This window comes from Sphingomonas sp. 67-41 (assembly GCF_001899725.1).
Classification (GTDB): domain Bacteria; phylum Pseudomonadota; class Alphaproteobacteria; order Sphingomonadales; family Sphingomonadaceae; genus Sphingomonas; species Sphingomonas leidyi.
In genome coordinates this window covers 1-22,470 of the sequence record NZ_MKWJ01000023.1, presented here as the reverse complement: position 1 = coordinate 22,470, position 22,470 = coordinate 1, and the positions used below count along the sequence as shown (strand labels likewise).

16 protein-coding genes are annotated in these 22,470 nt (G+C 68.2%); 11 read left to right on the top strand and 5 right to left on the bottom strand.

Annotated elements, in window-relative coordinates:
- Positions 1-85 precede the first annotated feature (85 nt).
- From BGP17_RS16735 to BGP17_RS16725, 3 genes are read right to left on the bottom strand one after another with little or no spacing between them, the layout of a single operon-like run.
- Complete coding sequence (locus BGP17_RS16735; RefSeq protein WP_286712806.1) at positions 86-1,282, bottom strand: aspartate aminotransferase family protein; 1,197 nt, start codon at positions 1,280-1,282, stop codon at positions 86-88.
- On the bottom strand, positions 1,279-2,715 hold the full coding sequence (locus tag BGP17_RS16730; RefSeq protein ID WP_286712805.1) for an FAD-binding oxidoreductase: 1,437 nt from the start codon (positions 2,713-2,715) through the stop codon (positions 1,279-1,281). The genes BGP17_RS16735 and BGP17_RS16730 overlap by 4 nt, the downstream gene beginning before the upstream one ends.
- Entirely contained in the window at positions 2,712-3,734 is a 1,023-nt protein-coding gene (locus BGP17_RS16725; RefSeq protein WP_286712804.1) for a 2-oxoadipate dioxygenase/decarboxylase family protein, read from the bottom strand. Before BGP17_RS16725 ends, BGP17_RS16730 begins: the two co-directional genes overlap by 4 nt.
- A 95-nt stretch (positions 3,735-3,829) precedes the next feature.
- On the opposite strand from BGP17_RS16725, the gene BGP17_RS16720 reads away from it, so the two are divergent.
- The 6 genes from BGP17_RS16720 (at position 3,830) to BGP17_RS16695 (ending at position 9,256) form a co-directional block, all read left to right on the top strand.
- Positions 3,830-4,744 carry a LysR substrate-binding domain-containing protein gene (locus BGP17_RS16720; protein WP_286712803.1) on the top strand — a complete coding sequence of 305 codons (915 nt, stop codon included), beginning with the start codon at positions 3,830-3,832 and terminating at the stop codon, positions 4,742-4,744.
- Positions 4,745-5,068: 324 nt separating this feature from the next.
- Entirely contained in the window at positions 5,069-5,848 is a 780-nt protein-coding gene (locus BGP17_RS16715) for a sulfite exporter TauE/SafE family protein (RefSeq protein ID WP_286712802.1), read from the top strand.
- A 20-nt stretch (positions 5,849-5,868) separates the two neighbouring features.
- Positions 5,869-6,546 carry a DOPA 4,5-dioxygenase family protein gene (locus BGP17_RS16710; RefSeq protein ID WP_167298485.1) on the top strand — a complete coding sequence of 226 codons (678 nt, stop codon included), beginning with the start codon at positions 5,869-5,871 and terminating at the stop codon, positions 6,544-6,546.
- A gap of 273 nt (positions 6,547-6,819) precedes the next feature.
- On the top strand, positions 6,820-7,788 hold the full coding sequence (locus BGP17_RS16705) for a methionine ABC transporter ATP-binding protein (protein ID WP_286712801.1): 969 nt from the start codon (positions 6,820-6,822) through the stop codon (positions 7,786-7,788).
- Positions 7,785-8,450 (top strand): methionine ABC transporter permease, encoded by a 666-nt coding sequence (locus BGP17_RS16700; protein WP_286712800.1) that lies wholly within the window; start codon positions 7,785-7,787, stop codon positions 8,448-8,450. Before BGP17_RS16705 ends, BGP17_RS16700 begins: the two co-directional genes overlap by 4 nt.
- 8 nt (positions 8,451-8,458) lie before the next feature.
- Positions 8,459-9,256, top strand: coding sequence for a MetQ/NlpA family ABC transporter substrate-binding protein (locus BGP17_RS16695; protein ID WP_286712799.1), 798 nt, complete (start codon positions 8,459-8,461; stop codon positions 9,254-9,256).
- A 40-nt stretch (positions 9,257-9,296) separates the two neighbouring features.
- Here BGP17_RS16695 and BGP17_RS16690 read toward each other — a convergent pair whose 3' ends face one another.
- The gene (locus BGP17_RS16690) at positions 9,297-9,908 is read right to left on the bottom strand and encodes a TetR/AcrR family transcriptional regulator (protein ID WP_167299377.1); all 612 of its coding nucleotides are present in this window, start codon (positions 9,906-9,908) and stop codon (positions 9,297-9,299) included.
- Positions 9,909-10,311: 403 nt separating this feature from the next.
- Here BGP17_RS16690 and BGP17_RS16685 point away from each other — a divergent pair, with 403 nt between their 5' ends.
- The 5 genes from BGP17_RS16685 to BGP17_RS16665 all read left to right on the top strand — a co-directional run bounded on the left by BGP17_RS16685 (position 10,312) and on the right by BGP17_RS16665 (position 19,340).
- Entirely contained in the window at positions 10,312-13,095 is a 2,784-nt protein-coding gene (locus BGP17_RS16685) for a TonB-dependent receptor domain-containing protein (protein ID WP_286712798.1), read from the top strand.
- Between the two features lie 44 nt (positions 13,096-13,139).
- A complete protein-coding gene (locus BGP17_RS16680; RefSeq protein WP_286712797.1) occupies positions 13,140-14,714 on the top strand; it encodes a hypothetical protein in 1,575 nt (524 codons plus the stop codon).
- Between the two features lie 14 nt (positions 14,715-14,728).
- Positions 14,729-16,318 carry a long-chain-fatty-acid--CoA ligase gene (locus tag BGP17_RS16675; RefSeq protein WP_286712796.1) on the top strand — a complete coding sequence of 530 codons (1,590 nt, stop codon included), beginning with the start codon at positions 14,729-14,731 and terminating at the stop codon, positions 16,316-16,318.
- A gap of 274 nt (positions 16,319-16,592) precedes the next feature.
- Positions 16,593-18,116, top strand: a complete 1,524-nt coding sequence (locus tag BGP17_RS16670) for a DUF1800 domain-containing protein (protein ID WP_286712795.1) — start codon at positions 16,593-16,595, stop codon at positions 18,114-18,116.
- 18 nt (positions 18,117-18,134) lie between these two features.
- A complete protein-coding gene (locus BGP17_RS16665) occupies positions 18,135-19,340 on the top strand; it encodes a DUF1501 domain-containing protein (protein ID WP_286712794.1) in 1,206 nt (401 codons plus the stop codon).
- 165 nt (positions 19,341-19,505) lie between these two features.
- Here the strand turns inward: BGP17_RS16665 and BGP17_RS16660 are convergent.
- Positions 19,506-22,470, bottom strand: a 2,965-nt coding sequence (locus BGP17_RS16660; RefSeq protein ID WP_286712793.1) for an autotransporter outer membrane beta-barrel domain-containing protein, incomplete at its 5' end; no start/stop codon positions are given.

The following is a 22,470-nucleotide window of genomic DNA, read 5'->3' as shown; positions in this document are numbered from 1 at the left end:
CCGACACGCCCGTCCGGGGGCGTATCGGCATCGCATATAGGCAGGCCGTCGCCGCTTTGCCCGGCAACGGCCCGAGCAACCAGCATCAGGCCGCGGCGGCGAAGCGAACGCGCGCCGCGGCGAACGTTGCCTCGATCCGGCGCAGCACTTCGTCGGCCTCGTCGAGGGTGATCGTGAGCGGCGGCAGCAGGCGGATGCAATTCTCGCCGCCGCCCGCGACCAGCAGCGCGTGGTCGCGCGCCAGCGCCATGATCTCGCGGTTGTTCGGCACCATCCGGATGCCGATCAGCAGGCCCTTGCCGCGCACGTCGATGGCGACGTCCGGGAAGCGGGCGACGAGATCGCGCAGGCCCGTCGTCAGCCGGTCCGAAGCCGCGCGGACATTGGCCAGCGTCTCTTCCCGGGCGATCTCGTCAAAGGCGGCGATGCCCACTGCCATGGCCAGCGGATTGCCGCCGAACGTCGAACCATGGGCCCCCACCGTCATCGCTCCGGCCACTGCCGCGGTGGCCAGGCAGGCACCGATCGGGAAACCGCCGCCCAGCGCCTTGGCGACCGCCATGATGTCCGGTTCCGCGCCGTCGAACCACTGATGGGCGAATAGCCGGCCGGTGCGGCCCATGCCGCTCTGCACCTCGTCATGGATCAGCAATACGCCGTGCGCGTCGCACAGGCGGCGCAACCACGACAGCCATTCGCCGTCGAGCGCCCGGGCGCCGCCTTCGCCCTGGACCGGCTCGACGATCACCGCCGCCGTCGTCGGGCGCCGCACCGCTTCGTCGATCGCGGCGCGGTCGTCGATGGTGAGCTGGACATAGCCCGGCAGGCGCGGGCCGAAGCCGTCGAGATAGGCGGGATTGCCCGAGGCATTGACCGCGGCATAGGTGCGGCCGTGAAAGGATCCCGCGAACCCCACGATGTCGATCCGCTCCGGAGCGCCGTTGACCGCATGATATCGGCGCGCGGCCTTGAGCGCGCACTCGACCGCCTCCGATCCCGAATTGCCGAAGAACACCGCGTCCGCGAACGTCGCTCCGACCAGGCGGGCCGCCAGTTCCTCCTGCCCGGGAATGCGGAAGATGTTCGAGACGTGCCACAGCTTGCGCGCCTGTTCCTCCAGCGCCGCCACCAGGCGCGGATGGGCATGGCCCAGGCAGTTGGTGGCGATGCCCGCCACGCAATCGAGAAAGGCTCGTCCGTCGCGGGTGTGGAGCCACATGCCGTTGCCGCGTTCCACTTCGAGCGGGGCGCGGTTGTAGACGCCCATCAATGCTTCGCTCATTCCGTGCCTTCTCCTGTCGTTCCGAAATCGACCCGGCCGATCGACACCGGGGCCATGATGTTCTGGATCTCGCCGGCCAGGCGGCGCACCGCGCCCGGCACGAAGCGCCGATAGCTCGCGATGTTGCGCGGGCCGATGCCGTGTTCTGCGCTGAAGCTGCCGCCGAATTCCCCCACTACGGTGTCGAAGATCAGCGTGCGGGCCTTGTCGAGCAGGGCCGGGTCCGGCGTGCCGCCGGTGCGCGGCCAGACGAGATTATAGTGGAGTCCGCCGTCGCTGATATGGCCGAAGTCATGGGGCACCAGCCCAGGCGCATGCTGGGCGAGCAAGCCGGCCATCCGCTCGCGAAAGACCATGACGTCGCCGCGGCGCAGCGCGATGTCGCAGGCCACCACCGTGCCGCTCGCCCGCAAGCCCTCGGGAATCGCGTGCCGCAAGGCCCAGAGCCTGTCGCGCCGATCGATCGCCGCGTCGCGGATGCTGGCATCGGTGCCGGTCATGAACGGCTCCAGCGCGGCCGCCAGCCGCTCCTCCAGCAGATTCTCGTCGAACGCCGCGCCGGCGGACAGCTCGACCAGCACCGCATAGGGGGGAACGCTGTCGAACGGCAGCCGGAGGCCGGGGACGTGATCCGCCGCGGCGCGGATCGCCGCTTCGCTCATGCCCTCGAACGCGGACAGGCAGCTGCCGAAGTCACGCTCGAGTGCCAGCAGGAGCCGCGGTGCGGAATGGGGGTCGTCGAGCGCGAGCAATGCGGTCAACCGTGCGGCGGGCAGGGGATGCAGGGCGATGGTGGCGCGCGTGACGATCCCGGTCGATCCGCAGCCGCCGACGAGCAATTGCTTGAGGTCGAGCCCGGTATTGTTCTTCCGGAGCGGCGCGCCCAGCGCGATGCGCGACCCCTTCGCGTCGGAGCGGACGACCTCTACCGACAACAGGTTCGCGCGCACGTCGCCATAGCGCAGCAGCCGGGCGCCTCCGGTATTGCTGGCAATCATGCCGCCGATGGCCGGATCGGCGCCGAGATCGATCGGAAAGCTCAGCCCGTGCTCGGCCGCGGCCGCATTGAGCGCCGACAGCCGAATCCCGGCGTCGACGGTGGCAGTGCGGTTGACCGGATCGATTTCGATCAGGCCGGCGAGCCGCTCCAGGCTTACCAGGATGCACGGCTCGCGTTCGGCGGCCAGGCCCGCGCCGGCCAGGCCGGTCCGGCCGCCCGCGACGACGAGGCGGATATTCGCTCCGGCCGCCAGCCGCACCAGCGCCGATACCTGGGCCGCATCGCTCGGCCGAACGACCGCGATCGGCGCGCCGCCGCCGGCGCCGCGGCCATCGGTGCGATAGGTGGCCAGGTCGGACGTGTCCGTCAGCACCTGCGCCGCGCCGACGATCTCGGCGAGCATGTCGAACAGGGAGGTTGCGGCGTCGGTCATGCGGCCTTGGTCATGCCGAAGATGCCGGTGGCATTGCCGCTGTCGAAGGACAGGTCGAGTGTGCCGGTTGCCGGATCGACGTCGCGCGTGATGAATTCGTAGAATGAGCCCGGCACCGACAGGGTGCGATCCGGGCCCGCCGGCATGCCGAACGCGCGATCGACCGGATCGGCGCGGAAGGCGGTCTGGCGGACGCGCCCGGAGCCGGAGACCTCCACGCTGTCCTTGATCGGCCGGCCGAGCGCGCGCTGCGCTTCGGCCAGGGCAGCCACATCGGGCACTCGGTCGGTCGCATGATTGAAGGCATTGCCTTCGGTCGCGATCCAGGCGGCCTCTGCCGAGGCGCGCTTGAGGAGCTCATAGTCCGCGAGCATCGGCCGGTCGTGCTGGCGCCCGAACGCGTCGACAGCCACGCGTAGCGCATGCGCCGCGACGTCGGGAGGCAGCGCCTCCCCCCGGCCAAGCCGGGCGAGCGCGGCCGCGGTCTCCGCGTCGATGGGATCCCGGGACGTGCCGAAGACGCGTGCGGCCGCGCCGGCGAATTCCGCGTCGAACCGGTCGACGTGCAGCTCGCTGACGAAGAATTGGGGAATGGTCTCGGGATGGGTGCGGTGGCGATAGGCGCGACCCGTCATCCGCAGCCGGGGCAGCGGATAGATCGCCGCCTCCGCATAGCCGAGCGGCTCGAGGATCCGGCGAAATGCCTGCTCGCCGGCAGGCAGGCTGCCGGTATCGCCATGTGGAAGGCGGATCGTCCGCAGGGCGCCATGGTCGAAACGGACGCGCCGGCCCGAACGGCGGACATCGTCGACATAGGCCGCGCCCGTCGCGGTGCGATCGAGCAGGTCGGCGAAGAGGATCGTGTTGAGCGCTACCGTGAAGTCGAGCGCATCGACGCCGGAGGCGGTCTTCGCCGAATCCGCCATGGGTTCGATGATATCCCGCGCTGCCCGCATCCGATCCGCGGGCAGGATGGCGCCGACCAGTGCATCCAACGCGCTTTGATGCTCATTCATCATTTACCTCGACCTGGTTGCCAATGGCTTGCGGCCATGTGAGGTATGGATGGAGCGATTCAAAACGGATTAGTGTCATCTACAGATGAGCATTTGGAATGAGTGAAGGCAGGCGGCTATTGCCCCCGATGGCGGCGCTCAACAGCTTCGTCGCCGCGGCGCGCCATGGCAGCTTCTCGCGGGCGGCAGCGCATATCGGCCTCACGCAGAGCGCCGTCAGCCGGCAGGTGGCGTTGCTGGAGGACTGGCTGCAGGCGAGCCTGTTCGACCGGCATGGACGCCGGGTTACCCTCAACGCGGCCGGCCGCGCCTATGCCGACGAAGTCAGGCCGGCGCTGGATCGGATCCGGCTGGCCACCGACCGGCTGGCAAGCGGCACCGGGCGGACCCTGATGATCGCGACGCTGCCGAGCTTCGGGATGCGCTGGCTCGCGCCGCGGCTGCCGGGACTATCCGCGCGCCACCCCGAGATGACCGTCAATTTCGCGGCGCGTTCCTTTCCGTTCGACCTCGAAGAGGAGGGATTCGACGGGGCGATCCATTTCGGCCAGCCGGACTGGCCGGACGCTTCGCACCTGCGCTTGTTCGGGGAGCGGGCGGTGGTGGTTTGCAGTGCCGATTGGCTGGCATCCCATCCGGTAGGATCGCCGGCGGACCTGATCGACAAGCCGCTCCTGTTCCAGGCATCCCGCCTCGATGCCTGGAACCGCTGGTTCGCGGATTGCGGGATCGTCGACCTGCCCAGGCTGCAGGGGCAGCGGTTCGAGCATTTCCTGATGCTGGCTCAGGCGGTGGCGGCCGGCGTCGGCGTCGCGCTGATACCCGAGTTCCTGATTTCGCCGGAGCTTGCGAGCGGCAATCTGGTCATACCCTTCGACCAGCCGCTGCACACCGACGACGCCTATTATCTCGTTCGGCGTACGGATTGGCGGAGCAACGACGCGATGGTCGATTTCAGCGCATGGATGGGCGAGCAGATCGATGTCGCCAGACTGCCCGCGCGCGCGGGATAGATGCTGCTCCGCCCTTGACGCACAGGGGATCGGCGCCGGGATGCGGGCAGGGAACGATAGGGGGATGCGATAGCGCGGCCCGTCGCGCGCAACGCCAGCTTGGGGCGGCGATAGATTTTCACGCGCCTAAATTCCTATTTGATGAATAGGAATAAACGGGCGGCGGCCATGGCCTCGCATTGCGGGATCAAACCATGGGAGAAACCCAGTGAAGATCAGCCTGTTCGCGCCGCAAGCGACGCGCGATGCGCCGACGCTCGCCAAGGCGCAAGCCGCGCGCGATGCGCGCGATCCGGCCTATCGCCCGGCGACGGTGGCCCGTCGGTGACGCATTTCGATCCGCTCTATTCGCTCGCCGGGGTGCTGGTCGGCCTGCTTGTCGGCATGACGGGTGTCGGTGGCGGTTCGTTGATGACGCCGCTGCTCGTCCTGGTCTTCGGCTTCCATCCCGCCACCGCGGTGGGCACCGATCTGCTCTATGCCTCGGCTACCAAGGCAGTGGGCACTGCGGTCCATGGCGCCGGCGGCACGGTCGACTGGAAGGTGGTGCGGCGGCTGGCCATCGGGAGCGTGCCGGCCACGCTGGTCACGCTGCTGGCGCTGGCGGCGCTCGGGACGCATCTCGAGAGCACCGGCCGCGTGATCAGCCTCACGCTTGGCGTCGCCCTGATCGCTACCGCCGTGGCGATCTTCTTCCGGCGCCGGATCGTCGAATATTTCACGAACGACCGACCGCCGCGGCCCGAACGCCAGGTGGCGGCGCTGACGATCGTCCTTGGCGCGGTGCTCGGCGTGCTCGTCTCGCTGTCGTCCGTCGGCGCGGGCGCGCTCGGCATGACCGTGCTGCTGATCCTCTATCCGCGCCTCCCGACCAATCGCCTCGTCGGCTCCGACATCGCCCATGCCGTACCGCTGACCCTGATCGCGGGGGCCGGGCATTGGGTTCTCGGTTCGATCGACTTCGTACTGCTCGGGTCGCTGCTGCTGGGATCGGTGCCCGGCATCGTCGTCGGCAGCCTTGTCGCTACGCGCGTCCCCGATCGGGTGCTGCGTCCCGTGCTTGCCGGAACGCTCGCCATCGTGGGCGGCAAGCTTGTCCTTTGAACCGCATCGGAGAACGACCCATGTCGCTGGAACCCAATTTCTTCAACGAACGCGACGACCAGATGTGGGCCGATCTGCTTTCTCCCGGGCGCAGGGCCTTGCTCGGCGGCGGCGCCGCGGCGCTGGCTGCGCTCGGGCTGGCACGGGACGCGCGGGCGCAGACCGTGCCGGTTGCCGCCCCCGCGCCGGGCGCAGCGGGCCGCAGTCCCTGGGGCTATGAGACCTACAGGGAGCCAACGCCGCGCCCCAGCTCGGTACGTCCGGGCGAGGCGGTGCTGCCCTCGGCTCCGCGCGCCTATACCGATATCGAGAGCTATCATGCGCACATCTATTTCGACGAGGACAGCTACGCGAAGGCGGCGCTGATCCGCAAATGGGCGGCCGAGCGCTTCTCCGTCGAACTCGGCAACTGGAACCTCGAGCCGCGCGGGCCGCACGTCACGCCGTCCTTCTATTTCGGCTTCACCAACGATCTGCTGCCGGTGATCGTGCCGTGGCTGCAGCTCAACAGCCTCGGCCTCACCATCCTGCTCCATCCGAACACCGAGGATCCGCGCGCCGACCATCTCTATTATGCGCTCTGGGTGAACCGTTCGCAGCCGGTGAACGCCTATGGGATGCGCGGCCCGGCGCCCGGCGAGCCCAGGGTCGAGCAGATCTATCCCAATACCCGGCCGACTGTCCGGCCCGAAGCCTGAGGGAAAGAGGGGCCGCGCTCATCGGGGGGAAGAGCGCGGCCCAGACCTGAGCTCGGGGGGATGACCTAGCCCGGGGAAGCGACGAAGCCGGACGAGAGCGAATGCTGGCTTCATCGGCACGCATCAAATTCATACTGATCGAGTAGGCATTAAGAAGCAAGTTCGGCTATCGCACGCTAAAGCTCATCTCGTGCGTGCGGCGAAGCAGAAGCGCTATCCACGTCGCTCGTGAACCTGCCGGGCAATCCCAGCCCGGCGCCATCCGGAAAGCCCATGATCCATCTCGAAAACGTTCATAAGGCCTTCGCCAATGGTCATGCGGCGCTGGCTGGCGTCGACCTCGAGATCGCTCGCGGCGAAGTGTTCGGCATCATCGGCCGCTCGGGCGCGGGCAAGTCCACCCTGGTGCGGCTGCTCAACGGGCTCGAGTGCCCTACCGCCGGCAGGGTCGAGATCGACGGCATTGCGCTGGACGGCCTCTCCGGCGAGGGCCTGCGCGCGTTGCGTCGGCGCGTGGGCATGATCTTCCAGAATTTCGGGCTGCTCGGTTCGCGCACCATATTCGACAATGTCGCGCTGCCGCTGCGGATCGCTGGAGCCGACAAGGCGCGGATCGCCGCGCGCGTGCCCGAATTGCTCGCCCGTGTCGGCCTTGCCGACCATCGCGCCAAATATCCCGCCCAGCTGTCGGGTGGGCAGAAGCAGCGCGTCGGCATTGCCCGGGCGCTGGCGACCGATCCCGACATCCTGCTCTGCGACGAGGCGACCAGCGCGCTCGATCCGGAGACGACCCGCAGCATCCTCGCGCTCCTTGGCGACCTCAACCGCGAATTGGGGCTCACCATCGTGTTGATCACCCACGAGATGGAAGTCGTCCGTCAGGTCTGCGATCGCGTCGCGGTGCTGCACGCCGGCCGCGTCGTCGAGGCGGGCAGCGTCGCCGATGTCTTCCTTCGCCCGCGGGCAGCGGAGACCCGCGCGTTGATCGACGAAGACGGCGAGGACGCGCGGCCGCTCGCCTTTGACGGGCCGCTCGCCCGCCTGACGTTGCAAGGCGATGCGGTCCTGCAGCCCGTGCTCACCCGTATCGCGCGCGAGACCGGTACGGACTTCGTAATCCTGGACGGCCGGATCGGCCGGCTGAGGGACGCCAGCTTCGGCCAGCTGACTCTCGGCCTGTCCGGCGGGAACACCGAAGCCGCGCTCGCGGCGCTGCGTCAGCATGGCGAGGTGGCGGCATGAACGGCTGGTTCGCCAATGTCGACTGGAGCGAGATCGGCCAGGCTTGTCTCGACACGCTTGCGATGCTCGGCGGCTCGCTGTTGCTGACCCTGGCGCTGGGCTTGCCGCTCGGCGTGCTGCTGTTGCTCACCAGCCCGGGGCAGATCTGGCAGAATCGCGTGGTGAGCGGGGGATTGGCGCTCGCCGTCAACCTGTTGCGCTCCGTGCCCTTCATCATCCTGCTGATCGTGATGATCCCGCTGACGGTGTTGCTGGCCGGCACTTCGCTCGGCGTGGCGGGCGCGATCCCGCCATTGGTGGTCGGGGCGGCGCCATTCTTCGCGCGGCTGGTCGAGACCGCGCTGCGCGAAGTCGATCGCAACACCATCGAAGCGGTCCAGGCCATGGGAGCGACCACGCGCGACCTGGTGTTTCGGGCTCTGCTGCCCGAGGCGCTGCCCGGGATCCTGGCGGGGGCGACCGTCACTGCGATCGCACTCGTCTCGTTCACCGCCATGGCGGGCGCCGTCGGCGCCGGCGGCCTTGGCGATCTCGCCATCCGCTTCGGCTATCAACGCTTCCAGACCGATGTGATGCTGGTCACCGTCGCGCTGCTGCTCGTCCTCGTCCAGCTTCTCCAGATGGCGGGAGACCGCCTCGTCCGCCACTTTACCCGCCGATAGGATTTCCGATGCAACGACGCCTGCTCCTCACCGCTCTAGCCGCCTTCGCGCTCGCCGGCTGCGGCAAATCCGCGAAGACCGAGGATCCCGACATGCTGAGCGTGGCCGCTACGGCGGTGCCGCATGCCGAGATCCTCGCATTCGTGAAGCCGGCGCTGGCCAGGCAGGGGCTGAAGCTCGATGTTCGGGTGTTCAACGATTATGTTCAGCCCAACACGCAGGTGGCGGAAGGCCGGATCCTGGTGAATTACTTCCAGACCGCGCCCTATCTCGCCGAGTTCAACCGGGCCAAGGGCACGCATCTGGTGACGATTGCCGGCGTGCATGTCGAGCCGATGGGTGCCTATTCGCGCAAGTGGAAGGCGATTGCGGACGTGCCCGAGGGCGCGACGATCGCGATCCCTAACGACCCGAGCAACAGCGGCCGCGCGCTGCAGCTGCTCGCCAGGGCCGGGCTGATCACCTTGCTCGATCCCAAGGCCGTTTCGGCCACGCCCAAGGACATCGTCGAGAACCGCAGGAACCTCAAGTTCCGCGAACTCGAGGCGGCGACGCTGCCGCGGGTGCTCGACCAGGTCGATCTGGCGCTGATCAACACCAACTATGCGCTCGATGCGAAGCTGAACCCAAGGCGCGATGCGCTGGCGATCGAGGGCAAGGACAGCCCCTATGTGAACTTCATCGTGGGCCAGGAAAGCGCGAAGAACGACCCGCGCGTTCAAAAGCTGGTCGCGGCGCTGCACAGCCCCGAGACGAGGGCGTTCATCGAGCGCAGATATGGCGGGGCGGTGATCCCGGCCTTCTGAACCGGTTCGTGCATTCCGGCCGTGCCGGAAGGGCGCACGATCAGCGCGCGGCCAGCGACCTTATGCCGGCAGCGACAAAGGCAGGCAGGCGATCGGCAATTCCAGCGAAATCCTCGGAGGAGACGGAGCCTCCGGAGATGCGGTCGATGCGGCCGGTCTGGCCGAGCGAGAAGGTGAAGGCGCCCGTGAGGAAGTGATAGCCCCAATATAGCGTTTCCCGTGGGACATCGGGCATCAGCCGCTGCATGTCGTCGATCAGCACGCGGGAAACCTCGTCGAAGACTTCCGACATCAGCGCGTGCATCGTGCCGCGCGAACTGTTCACGAATGCGACGATAGCGGCGTAGTTGCGATGGCCGTCGCTCAACATGCCGAATTCGAAGCCGGGGCGGGTAAATGCTTCGATGAGCCCCTCGAGCGTGCCTTGTCCGCCCGTCGCGGCGCGATACGCGTCCAGTGCCTGCACGCGCAGCGCGTTGACCATGGGGCCGCGCCTCCGGAAAACGGCCGCGAACAGCTGCTCCTTGTCGCCGAAATAATAGCGCATCAGCGCGGCATCCACGCCCGCGGCTTCGGCAACGCTGACGAATGTGGTGCCGTCATAGCCCTTGGAGGCGAATTCCGCCTCGGCATGATCGAGAATGATCGTCATCGACTCTTCGCGGCGTTCGGCATTCGAGCGCCGCGACGATGGCGACTTTCTCGACTTCCCTTGCGTTGTCACGTCCAGACCTCGGTTGAAACTGCTGCCGCTCCCCTCTTTCAAGGGGCGATTGAAACTTGAGCCGATGCTCGGGCTTCCGATCTTCGGTAGGCACTTTTTCCCAGGAAAGAAAATAGATTCAACCCCGATCCGGAGGGGCTTGGCCTCAGGGGGCGCGGTGACCGGGGAACATATTCCTTCCTAACAAAAGAAAGATGTTGACTCGCGGCGGCTATTGGCGGAGGTCTCTGGATGGAGAGGACGGGCAGACGACGATGGTCGCGCCCAAGCTGGAAAGGGGCGGTCAATGATCAGGCCGATATTGTTTGCGTCCGCGTGCTCGGCAGCGCTGATGGCGGTTCCCGCATATGCGCAATCCGCAGCGAATGCGTCGGGAGAGACGCTGCCGCAGGATCCGCAGGGGGATGCGGGGGCGGTCTCCGCCGGTAGTGCCGATATCGTCGTCACCGGATCGCGGGCGATCCGCGACGGATCGCAGGCGCCGACGCCGGTAACGGTCATGGCGGCCGAGGACCTGGCCAAGGGCCAGCCCGGCCTGATCGGCGAGGCGCTCAACCAGCTGCCGTCGTTCCGCGGGTCGACGCGTCCCGCGGGCGCCTTCACGGGGGCGGTGGGGCCGCAGTCCGGAAGCTATCTCAACCTTCGCAATCTGGGGGTGCAGCGCACGCTGGTGCTCATCGACGGCCGCCGGGCGGCGCCCTCGTCCCGCGACGGTTCGACCGACATCAACCTGTTTCCGCAGGAGCTGGTGAAGCGTGTCGACATCGTGACCGGCGGCGCTTCGGCCGCCTATGGGTCCGATGCCGTGGCCGGCGTCGTGAACTTCGTGCTCGACACGCGCTTCACCGGGATCAAGGCGACCGCGCAGGCCGGCATCTCCGACAAGGGAGACGCCCCGACCTACAAGGCCAGCATCACCGCCGGCCAGTCCTTCGCGGAAGGGCGCGGGCGGATCGTGGCAAGCGCCACCTATTTCGAGATGGGCGGCATCCAGAGCGTCGGCGATCGGGACTGGGGCCGGCGCGGCACCGGCTTCCTCGGCAATCCGGCCGTTCCCGGGCAGTTGATCTTCCGGAACGATCTGCGGTCGTCGACTGCGTCTCCTGGCGGCCTGATCCTGAGCGGGCCCCTGGCGTTCCAGCAATTCGCGCCCGGCGGGACGCTCGTTCCCTATTCGCGCGGGTCGGCGCAATCGGGGCTCATCCAGGTCGGCGGCGACGGCGCCCAGGTGTTCAGCAACCTTTCCGCCGACGTCACCACCCGCAGCTATTTCGGGCACGCGGAGTTCGACGTCACGCCGTCGCTCACGCTCTACGCCCAGGGCAGCCTGGCGCTTGCGCGCAACCACTACAACCAGGCCCAGCAGTTCAACCCGGGCGGCTTCAACGGCTTCACCATCTTCAGCGGCAATGCCTTTCTGAACCCGGCGGTCCAGCAGGTCCTGACCGACACGAACACGCCCGCATTTGCGATGGGCCGGGTCAATTTCGACTTCGGGGAGCCGGCGAACGCGACGGCGCGGGCGCGCACGCTCGATCTCACCGCCGGCTTCCGCTTCGCCGGGGCGGGCGGGCTCCAGATCGAAGGCTATTTCGAGCATGGCAGGAACCGGACGAACATCCGGACCTACAACAATGTCGCGCTCGAACGCCTCTATGCCGCGGCGGACGCCGTGCGCGATCCTGCCACCAGCCAGATCGTCTGCCGGGTCGCGCTCACCAATCCGGGCCTGTACCCCGGCTGCGTTCCGATCAACCTGTTCGGGGCCGGCGCCCCCTCCCAGGCTGCCATAGCCTATGTCGAGGGCGCGTCGAGCTACACCACCAACTTCACCCAGGACGTTGCCGACCTCTCGTTGCGCGCGCAGCCCTTCTCCACCTGGGCGGGCCCGGTCTCCATCGCGGCCGGTGGCCAGTATCGTCGCGTCGCGCTGAACCAGGTCGCCGACGACATCGCCCAGAGCATCAACGATGCCACCGGCATTCGCGGCTTCCCTCCGGCCTATCAGAACCAGCCCGGCGGCTGGCTGCTCACCAACGTCTTTCCGGTGAAGGGCGGGTACCATCTGTGGGAAGTGTTCGCGGAGGCGGCGGTGCCGCTCGCCCGCGATCTGCCCTTCCTTCATGCGCTCGATATCAACGGCGCCGTGCGATACACCAACTACAGCACCAGCGGCGGGGTGACGACCTGGAAGGCCGGCATGGTCTGGGAGCCGGCCGCCGGGGTGCGCCTGCGCGGCACCGCCTCGCGCGATATCCGGGCGCCCAACGTGCCGGAGCTGTTCGCCGGGATCGTGCAGAACACCGGCTCGGTGATCGAGAACGGCATCACCGTGCCCATCGTCCAGGCGGCGCGCGGCAACCCGTCGCTGCAGCCGGAAAAGGCCGATACCTACACCGCGGGCATCGTCCTGAGCCCCGCCTTCGCGCCGGGCCTGACCTTGTCGGTCGATTATTACTCCATCGACATCGCCGGCATCATCTCGTCGCTCACGCCGCAACTGACCCTGAACCAGTGCCTCGCGGGCGCCACAAGCCTCTGCGCGAACATCACGCGCAACACGGCGGGGCAGATCACGCGGATCGAATCGCCGACCCTGAACCTCAACCGGCTGGCGACATCCGGCCTCGACATCGAGCTCGGTTACCGGCCGCGCGGACAGGTCCTTGGCGGTGCGGCGAGCGTGCGGTTCATCGCCAGCTATCTCGACAAGCAGCGGCAGGACATCAGCAACGGCCCATCGATCGACCGGGCAGGGGAAGTCGGCCTCAGCGCCAATCCGCGCTGGAGCGCGACAGGCAGCCTGGATTGGAAGAGCGGACCGGTCGAGCTCTTCGTGCAGGAGCGCTTCATCGGCGCGGGGACCTATGACGTCACCCGGGTGGAGCCCAGGACCATCGAGAACAACCGCGTGAAGTCGGTCTTCTACACCGACCTGACCGCCGCGGTGCGGCTCAAGGAGGGCTATCGTTTCTTCCTGACCGTCAACAACCTGTTCGATCGCGCCCCGCCGCTGGCGCCGAACGGCACGCTCTTCACGTTCATTCCCACCAATCCGCTGCTCTACGACGTGACTGGACGCCAGTTCACGGCGGGTGTGAACATCAAATTCTGACCAGGCGAGAGATCGCTGCCGAACATGAATGGGAGATCGTCCGCATGCATGACCCATCGCTCATTTCCCGCCGGAGCGCGCTCCTTGCCGCCGCTTGTGCGCTGGCCAGCGCCAGTGCCGCGGGTCGCGCGCTCGGCACCGGCCGGCATCGCCGGGCGCCGGTGCCGCTGCCGTCCGCCGCGGATATCCGGCGGGACTATCAGCAGATGGTCGATTTCGGCCCTCGGCTTCCCGGCAATGCCAACCACCTGGCATTCGTGGACTGGATGGCCGGCCAGTTTCAGGACGCCGGCCTCATGCTGGGGCCGTGCGAATCGTACAGCTATCGGCGCTGGGATCCCAGGCGCGTCAGCCTCGACGTGCTGGACGATGGCGTGCGGCGGCCCATCGCCAAGGTCACCTTCTTCGTCCGTTCGGCGCCTACCGGCCCGGAGGGGGTCACCGGGCCTCTCGTCTATGGCGGCTTGCTGAAGCCGACCGGCCCCGATGCGCTTCCGGACTTCCCCAAGGGCAGCATCCTCGTCTTCGACGGGCAGCTTCCGCGCCTGACGATGGGGAGCCTGACCCATCCGCACTTCGTCCATATGGGCGATGAGCCGAAGGCGGCCTCGCTCGACACGCCCTATCACCGGCTGTGGACGACCCCGGCATTCCCGCTCGACGACCTTGCCGCGCGCGGTGTCGTCGGCGTCGCGATCATCATGGACGTCTCCTCGGCGATGATCGAGGGCAACTACTCTCCGCATGCCTCGCACTACCGGCCGAAGCTGCCGGCACTCTTCGTCGGCCAGGACGCGGGCGAGGAGCTCCGCCGCGCGGCCAAGGCCGGCAGGACGGCGCATCTTACGCTCGATGCCGAATGGACGACGGGCGACGTGCCGCAGCTGACCGCGATCCTCCCCGGCGAAAGCGACGAGGTGATGATCGTCGACACCCATACCGACGGCCAGAATTTCGTCGAGGAGAATGGCTGCATCACCCTGCTGCACCTCGCTCGCCACTTCGCGAGCCTGCCCCAGGGCGAGCGGCTGCGCAGAAGCATCGTCTTCGCGGGCTGGCCCGGCCACATGACGGGCGAGATGCCGGAAGCACCGGGCTGGGCGCTGGCGCATCCCGAACTCATGAAGCGCGCGGCGGCGGCGTTCACGATCGAGCATCTGGGCTCGAGCGAATGGCTGGACATCCCCGGCAAGGGTTACGCGCCCACCGGGCACAATGAATATATGAACTGCCCGACCTCGGCCGGCCCGCTGACCGACATCGTGGTGGCGGGCATCAAGCGGCACGACCTGTTGCGGCACGGCGTCGAGCCGGGGCCGGGAGTCACGACGGGCGTGGTGTTCCATGAAAGCGGCGTTCCGCACATGGGGCTGATCGGCGGCCCCAGCTACCTGCTCAGCATCGCGCCCAACGGCCATATCGACAAGCTGGACGCCGGGCTGGCCGCACGGCAGACGGCCATGCTCGCCGATGTCATCCGCCAGGCGGACAAGATTCCGATGGCGGCGCTCAAGGGCGGCGATCCCAGTCTTGGCGCAAAGCCGGTGACCGGGACGGACACCAGCAGGCGCGGCGCCTGCCGTTCGCCGCGGCGCACCCCGTCCAACCGATCGCAATGACCGCCGGAGAAACCATGGGCACCCCCAGAATCCTGACGACCCCGGCGGAGGATGCCTATGCCTATCCGCTCCTGCTTCGCCATCTGCTCGCCAATGTGGCGCGGCAGACATCGGCGGAGATCGTGAGCGGCCAGTGGCACCTCACCTATGACGCGTTGCTCGATCGCGTGACTCGCCTTGCGACGCTGCTTTCCGAGCGCGGGGTGCGTGCCGGCGATACGGTGGCAGTGATGGACTGGGACAGCCATCGCTATCTCGAATGCTATTTCGCGATCCCGATGATGGGCGCGGTCCTGCAGACCGTGAACGTCCGGCTGTCGCCTGCGCAGATCGAGTACACATTGCGCGAATCCGGCGCCGTATTTGCGCTCCATCACGCGGATTTCGCGCCGCTGTTCGATGCGATCCGGCCGAACCTTCCCGCGATCCATGGGGCGATCCCGATGGAGGAAGATGCGAAGGCGGACAGCTACGAGGCGCTGATCGCGGCTACCGCGCCGTCCTTCCGCTTCGAGGATTTCGACGAGAACGCGATCGCCACCACATTTCATACCACCGGCACCACGGGCAATCCCAAGCAGGTCTTCTTCAGCCACCGGCAGCTCGTGCTCCACACCCTGGCGCTGGCGGCCACCCTGGCGAACCAGCCCAGCGGCCAGGGCCTCCGGCGCGGCGACGTCTACATGCCGATGACGCCGATGTTCCATGTCCATGCGTGGGGCCTGCCGTTCGTCGCGACGATGCTCGGGCTGAAACAGGTCTATCCGGGACGCTATGATCCAAGGCGCCTGCTGGCGCTGAAGGAGCGCGAGCGCGTGAGCTTCTCGCACTGCGTGCCGACGATCCTGCGAATGCTGCTCGACGCGCGGGACGATGGGGAGTCGCTCGGCCCCTGGACGGTGATTATCGGCGGCTCGGCGCTGGCGCCCGCGCTGGCGGAGGAGGCGGCGCGCGCCGGCCTGTCGACGCTGGTCGGCTTCGGGATGTCCGAGACCGGGCCCGTCGTCGCATTGGCCCGCGCACCGGGCGGCGATGTCGCGGAACTTTGCCGCGCCGGCTTTCCCATCCCGCTGGTCCATGCACGGGTGGACGCGGAGCGCGGGGGCGAACTGTTGCTGCGCGCGCCCTGGCTTACCCAGGGCTATGGTTCCCAGGCCGCTTCCGACGCGCTCTGGGAGGGAGGCTGGCTGCACACCGGAGACGTTGCCGCCACGGACGGGGACGGGGCCATCCGGATCGTCGATCGCCTCAAGGACGTGATCAAGACCGGCGGGGAGTGGGTTTCCTCGATCGCCATCGAGGAGCTTCTCATGGAGCTGCCCGGGGTGGCCGAGGCTGCGATCATCGGGGTTCCGGATGGCAAATGGGGCGAGCGGCCGGTCGCCTTCGTCGTCGCGGCCGCTGCAGGCAGCCCGCCGGATACCAAGCTGTTGCGGGAAGGCCTGATGCGCCATGTCGATGCCGGGCGTCTGAGCGGATACGCCATTCCCGAACGAGTCTTCGTGCTTGAAACCCTTCCCCGGACCAGCGTTGGCAAGGTGGACAAGCGGGCGCTTCGGGCGCGCCTGGTCACCGATGCGGCGAACGCAGCCATGACGATATGAGCGTCGGTTGCTGATCGGCCAGGTTGGGAACCCAGACAAGTATCTGATTTTCCTTCGCTATATCCGCCTTCGCGGGGATGGCGATTGAAGGAATGTGAGTCTCCAGCCTAGCGGCCCAATTCCCGTCCAGGCGCGCTTTCCGGACAGCGCCGGTTCATTTTGGAACGCGCATGTTCGGGGCAATGGATCGCGCCGGTGAAGCGCAGGGGCTTGTGGACCCGACGGGTCTGGCAGGCGGCGTCGCATTGGCCGGTCGCTCGGGAATCGTCGGCCGATGATGAGAGTTCAGCTGAGCATCCGTACGGTTCTCGTGGCCCTCTGTTCACTGTCGGCGCCACCGCTGCAGGCGCAGTCCGCCGGCATCCCCGTCAAGAACCTGGCCTGGGCAGACAGGCTGACCTGGGGCGTCGAGGGTTCGGCTGCCTCCCGCGGCGGCACCGCGCCCGATGCCGGCCGCTGGCTCGACGTGCAATTGCGCGCCGGCCCCGGGGCGCTGCCGCCCGACGCGCAGCGCCAGGTCGATGCGATGCGGATCGTCCGCGAGCCGATGGCGCAATTGGTGGTCGAGGAGGATTCCGCGATCCGCGCCGCCAACGCAATGACCGATCCCGACCAGCGCAAGGCGGCACGCGACGCCTATCAGAAGGACATGAACGCGCTCGCCGACGAGGCGCGCGCAAGGTCGATCCTGCGCGCGCTCTATGGCCCGGATCAGTTGCGCGAGCAGATGACGTGGTTCTGGTTCAACCACTTCAACGTCCACGCGCCGAAGCGCGACGTGCGCGCAATGGTCGGCGACTATGAAGACACGATCCACGCCCGCGCGCTGGGCAAGTTCCGCGACCTGCTCGAGGCGACGCTGCGCCATCCCGCGATGCTGCGCTATCTCGACAACGACCAGAATGCGGCGGGGCATATCAACGAGAATTATGCGCGCGAGATCATGGAGCTGCACACGATGGGCGTGGGCTCCGGCTATTCGCAGCAGGACGTGCAGGAACTGGCGCGGATCCTGACCGGCGTCGGCGTCGACCTGAAGCCCGATCCGCCCAGGCTGAAGCCGCAATGGCAGCCGCTCTACGTCCGCGCCGGCCTGTTCGAATTCAATCCCGCGCGCCACGATTTCGGCGACAAGCATTTCCTGGGGCATGACATCAAGGGGCGCGGTTTCGCCGAGGTCGAGGAAGCGCTCGACCTGATCGCTTCCTCGCCCGCGACCGCGCATCATGTTTCGCTCCAGATCGCGACCTATTTCATGGGCGATACGCCGCCCGCGGACGTCGTGGCACGCATGGAACAGGCGTTTCGGCATAGCGATGGCGACATCGCCAGGGTGCTGCGCGCGATGATCGGGGCGCCGGCGTTCAGGGCCTCGCTCGGGACGGTGTTCAAGGATCCGGCCCATTATGCGATATCGGCCGTGCGCTATGCCTATGGCGACCGGGTGATCCTGAATACCCAGCCGATCGTCGGCTGGCTCAACCGGATGGGGGAAGGGCTCTACAACCACGAGACGCCCGATGGCTATGACATGCGGTCGGACGCCTGGTCCGGCCCCGGCCAGATGGCGACCCGGTTCGACATCGCCCGCCAGATCGGTGGCGGATCGGCCGGCCTGTTTCGCCCACCGGGCGCCTCCGCCGACCAGCCGGCCTTTCCGCAGCTGCAGAATGCGCTCTATTTCGGGGGGCTCGGCACCACGCTGGGCCAGCCGACGCGCGACGCCCTGGCCAAGGCGACGTCGCCGCAGGAGTGGAACGCGCTGTACCTGTCCTCCCCCGAATTCATGCACCGTTGAACGGCAGGAGATGTCGTGATGCCGCCTATCCAACGCCGAGATCTTCTGAAGGGCGCCGCCGCGTTCGCGCCCTCGATCGTCGCCGGCCGTGCCTTTGCCGCGCCGCAGGCGGGCAGCCGGCTGCTCGTCGTGTTCCTGCGGGGCGCCTATGACGCGACGAGCATCATCGTTCCTACGGGCAGCGATTTCTATTACCAGTCGCGTCCGACGATCGCGCTCGCCAGGCCCAATCCCGCCGATCCGAAGGCGGCATTGCCCCTGGACGGCGACTGGAGCCTGCATCCCGCGCTCAAGGAGAGCATCCTTCCGCTGTGGCGGCAGCGACAGATCGCGTTCGTGCCGTTCGCCGGCACCGACGACCTGAGCCGCAGCCATTTCGAAACGCAGGACACGATAGAATTGGGCCAGCCTGTCGGCGGCTCGCGCAACTATGGCTCCGGCTTCCTGGCTCGCCTGGCGCAAATGCTGGGCAGGGACGACCGGCCCATCGCCTTCACCGATCAGTTGCCGCTGTGCTTCCGCGGCGATCCGGTGCCGGTGCCCAATCTCGGGCTCACGAATGTCGGCAAGCCGATCGACCGGCGCCAGACGGCGATCATCGAGTCGATGTACGGGAAGCGAGGGCAACTCGCGCAATCCGTCGCCGAAGGCTTCCATGTCCGCGAAACCGTGTTCGACACGCTCGACCAGGAGATGAAGGCGGCGGGACGGGGTGCGGTGAGCAGCAAGGGGTTCGAACTCTCGGCGCGGCGCATCGGCGCGCTGATGCGTGACCGGTTCAACCTGGCGTTCGTCGATGTCGGCGGATGGGATACGCACGTCAACCAGGGCAATGCGAGCGGCTATCTGGCCGACCGGATCGGCGAACTCGGGCGCGGCCTGGCCGGATTCGTCGACGCGCTCGGCGCCAGGGCCTGGGGATCGACCACCGTGGTAGTCGTCTCCGAATTCGGCCGCACGTTCCGCGAGAACGGGGACAAGGGCACCGATCACGGCCATGGCAGCATCTATTGGGTGATGGGCGGCGACGTTGCGGGCGGCCGGATGGCGGGCGCGCAGGTGGCGCTCTCGGCCGCGACGCTCAACCAGGCGCGCGACCTGCCGGTGCTGACCGATTACCGCGCGCTGATCGGCGGGCTGGTCGCGCGGCAATATGGGCTGTCGGCCGACCGGATGGCGACGGTCTTTCCTCAGGCGCGGCCGGCCGACCTGAAGCTGGTCTGACGGCGCGGGGCGGGGCCGCCGGACGAGGACAGCGCCGGCGGCAGACGGCAAGAGAGCCCGTGCAGTCTTCCTGCCCGGGCTCTCGGCCCCCCCGAGTGAGGCCTGCAACGGCGCCACGGTGCGGAGCGGGATTCCAGGCCCTCCGCACCCTGGCGCCGACTGTCGTCAGAAGCCGATCTTCACGCGGACCGATGCACGGCCCTCGCGGGTGTTCTCGCCTGCCGAGCCTTCCAGCGCGATGCCCAGCCGGACATTCTTGCTGGCCCGGGCATCGATGCCCACGCCCAGCGTACCGAGCACCGGGGCGATCCGCACGCCGGTCACGCCGAAGCCACCGGTGCCGCTCGGCGCACCCGAGAAGCGGACGGCGCCGACGGTATCGAGATCGCCCGAATTGTAGCGGACGCCCATGCTGACCCATGGCATCGCCGTGCCCCCGCCGGCCTTCACCCTGGCGCCAAGGCGCAGCTCCGCGCCCGCGGTGAACAGGTCGCGGTTGGCCGACGCCATCTGCAGGCCCAGGCCGCCGGCGGCATTCTCGGTGAAGCCGTCGCGCTGGTCGCGGACCTTGCTTGCGCTGCCGATCAGGGCGAGGCGCAGGCCGTTCGCGAACTCGGTGCGGAAGCCGCCGGAGATGCCTACCGAATAGCCGGTGGCGCGGATGTCGCCGGTGGCGAGCGCCGTGGTCGTGCCGATGGCCAGCGTGCGCTTGCTGTTCAGGTCGCTCGAATACCAGCTGCCCGAAGCGGCGACGAAGGCGCTGCCCGCATCGTAGCTCAGATAGCCGCCCAGCTGATACTGGTTGCCGCTCACCGTCGAGGAGCGGCTGTCCATATCCGCATCGATCTGGGCGACGCCGCCGGCGATGCCCGCGGTGAAGCCGTCCAGCCGGGTCTCCACGCCCATGGCGACGCCCGCCACGGTCGTGTCGAGGCCGGCATGTACGCTGTCGCCCAGCAGCTTCTGATAGCCGCCATAGACCTGGCCCCAGACGCCGCCATTGCCCGTATCGTCATTGCCCGCGCCCGGCAGCGTTGCGCCGGAGAGTGCGCTGGCGAAGCCGTTGCCCGCCGTGCTGGTGGTGCGGACATCGGCCAGGCTCGCGCCGGCGAACCCGCCGCCGATCAGCGCATCGCTGCCATCGCCCACGCGCCGGCGGAGCAGGTCGGTGAACAGGTTGTTCGCCGAAATCGTCGCGGTCGAGACATTGGCGAGGACTTCGCCGCTGAAGCTCCCGAACGCCGCGACGCGCTGCCGGGTGTCGAGCGAAGTGATCGTGTTGAGCGTCGCCGCCCACTGATCCGAGGCGTTGCCGGTGGTGGAGTTGCCGAGCGCATTGGCGACTGCGAGCCTATTCGTGTCGCCCGCCGCCACGCCGTCGTTGAACTCCATGTTCTTCTGGACCTGGAGGACGACGGCGTTGGCGACCAGATCGTAGCGCAGGCGCCACTTCAGGCTCGGGTTGCTCGCCACGGTGGCGAACACGGAGCCGTTGGCGAAGGTGCCGGTGAGGGCGTTCGCCTGGACGATGGTGTAGAGCTGGTTGAAGCGATAGTCGCTTGCCGCCGCGGTCAGCGCGTTGACCTGAACCGTGCCGCCCGTGAGCGTGGCGGCGCCGTTCACCTTGATGCTGTCCGAAGCGAAGTTCAGGCTCGTGCCGCCGAAGTCGAAGAGCAGGGTGCCGCCGCTGACGGTCAGGCTGCCCGCGGTGAAGCTGCCGATCGGGTTGATCGCGCCCAGCGCCCCGGTGGCGAGACCGCCCGGCGAGAAGGTGCCCGAGTTGATCGTCAGCGCGCCCGCCAGCGTGCCGCCGCCGATCAGCGTGCCGCCCTGGACGCGCATGCCGCCCTGGGTGGAGCCGGAGAAGGCGAGGGTGCCCGCCGTCACGTCGAAGCGTCCGGTGGTGGCGAAGGTGCCGGCCAGCGTCAGCGTGCCGATGCCTTGCTTGTCGATCGAGCCCGATCCGGTGATCGCGCCGCCAAAGGCCGAGTTGGCGCCGCTCGCCAGGGTCAGGCGGCCGGTGCCCAGCGCGATGGTGCCGGGGCCGGAGATGCCGGCGACGGTCTCGTTGAAGTTGGCCAGGTCGAAGGCCGCGCCCGAGGCGACTCCGATCGTCGCGCCGTCGGCCAGGCGGTCGCTGGCCCCCAGGCGCAGCGTGCCGGCCTGGACGGTGACGGCGTTCGCTGCCGCCGTCCCGTTCAGCACCGAGGTGCCGCCGATGTTGTAGAGCGTACCGGCGCCGAGGCTGGCGTTCACGGTCGCGCCGGTAAGCTGATACTGGCCGGCGGTGAGCGTGCCGGTGCCGGCCAGCGTGCCGCCGAGCGCGAAGACGCCCACCGTGTCGCTGTTCGCGCCGAGGTCGAGCGTGGCGCCGGTGCTGACCAGCACGGTCGCCGCGTCGGCGATGCGGTTCGAGGTGCCGAGCGTCAGCGTGCCGCCCTGGACCGCGATATCGCCGGCCACCTTGCCGTTGAGCGTCGAGGCGCCGCCCAGGTTGAACACGGTGCCCGCACCGAGGTTGGCGTTCACGGTCGCGCCGGTCAGCTGATACTGGCCGGCGGTGAGCGTGCCGGTGCCGGCCAGCGTGCCGCTCAGGCCAAGGGCGCCGATCGTGTCGCTGTACGTGCCGATATCCAGCGTCGCGCCCGAGGCGACGGTGACATTTGCAGTGTCGGCCAGGCGATTTGCCGCGCCGAGTGCCAAGGTGCCGCCATTGACGGCGACATCGCCGCCCGTGGTACCGTTCAGCGCCAGCGTGCCCGCCTGCACGACGAGCGGGCCTGCCGCGTTGCCGTTCAGGGTCGAGCTGCCGCCCAGGTTGAACACCGTGCCTGCCCCGAGATTGGCGTTCACGGTCGCGCCGGTGAGCTGGTACTGGCCGGCGGTGAGCGTGCCGGTGCCGGCCAGCGTGCCGCTCAGGCCAAGGGCGCCGATCGTGTCGCTGTAGGATCCGAGGTTGAGCGTCGCGCCCGATGCGACGGTTACCGTGGCGGTGTCGGCCAGGCGGTTCGATGCGCCGAGCGCGAGCGTGCCGCCATTGACGGCGACATCGCCGCCCGTGGTGCCGTTCAGCGCCAGCGTGCCTGCCTGCACGACGAGCGGGCCTGCCGCATTGCCGTTCAGGGTCGAG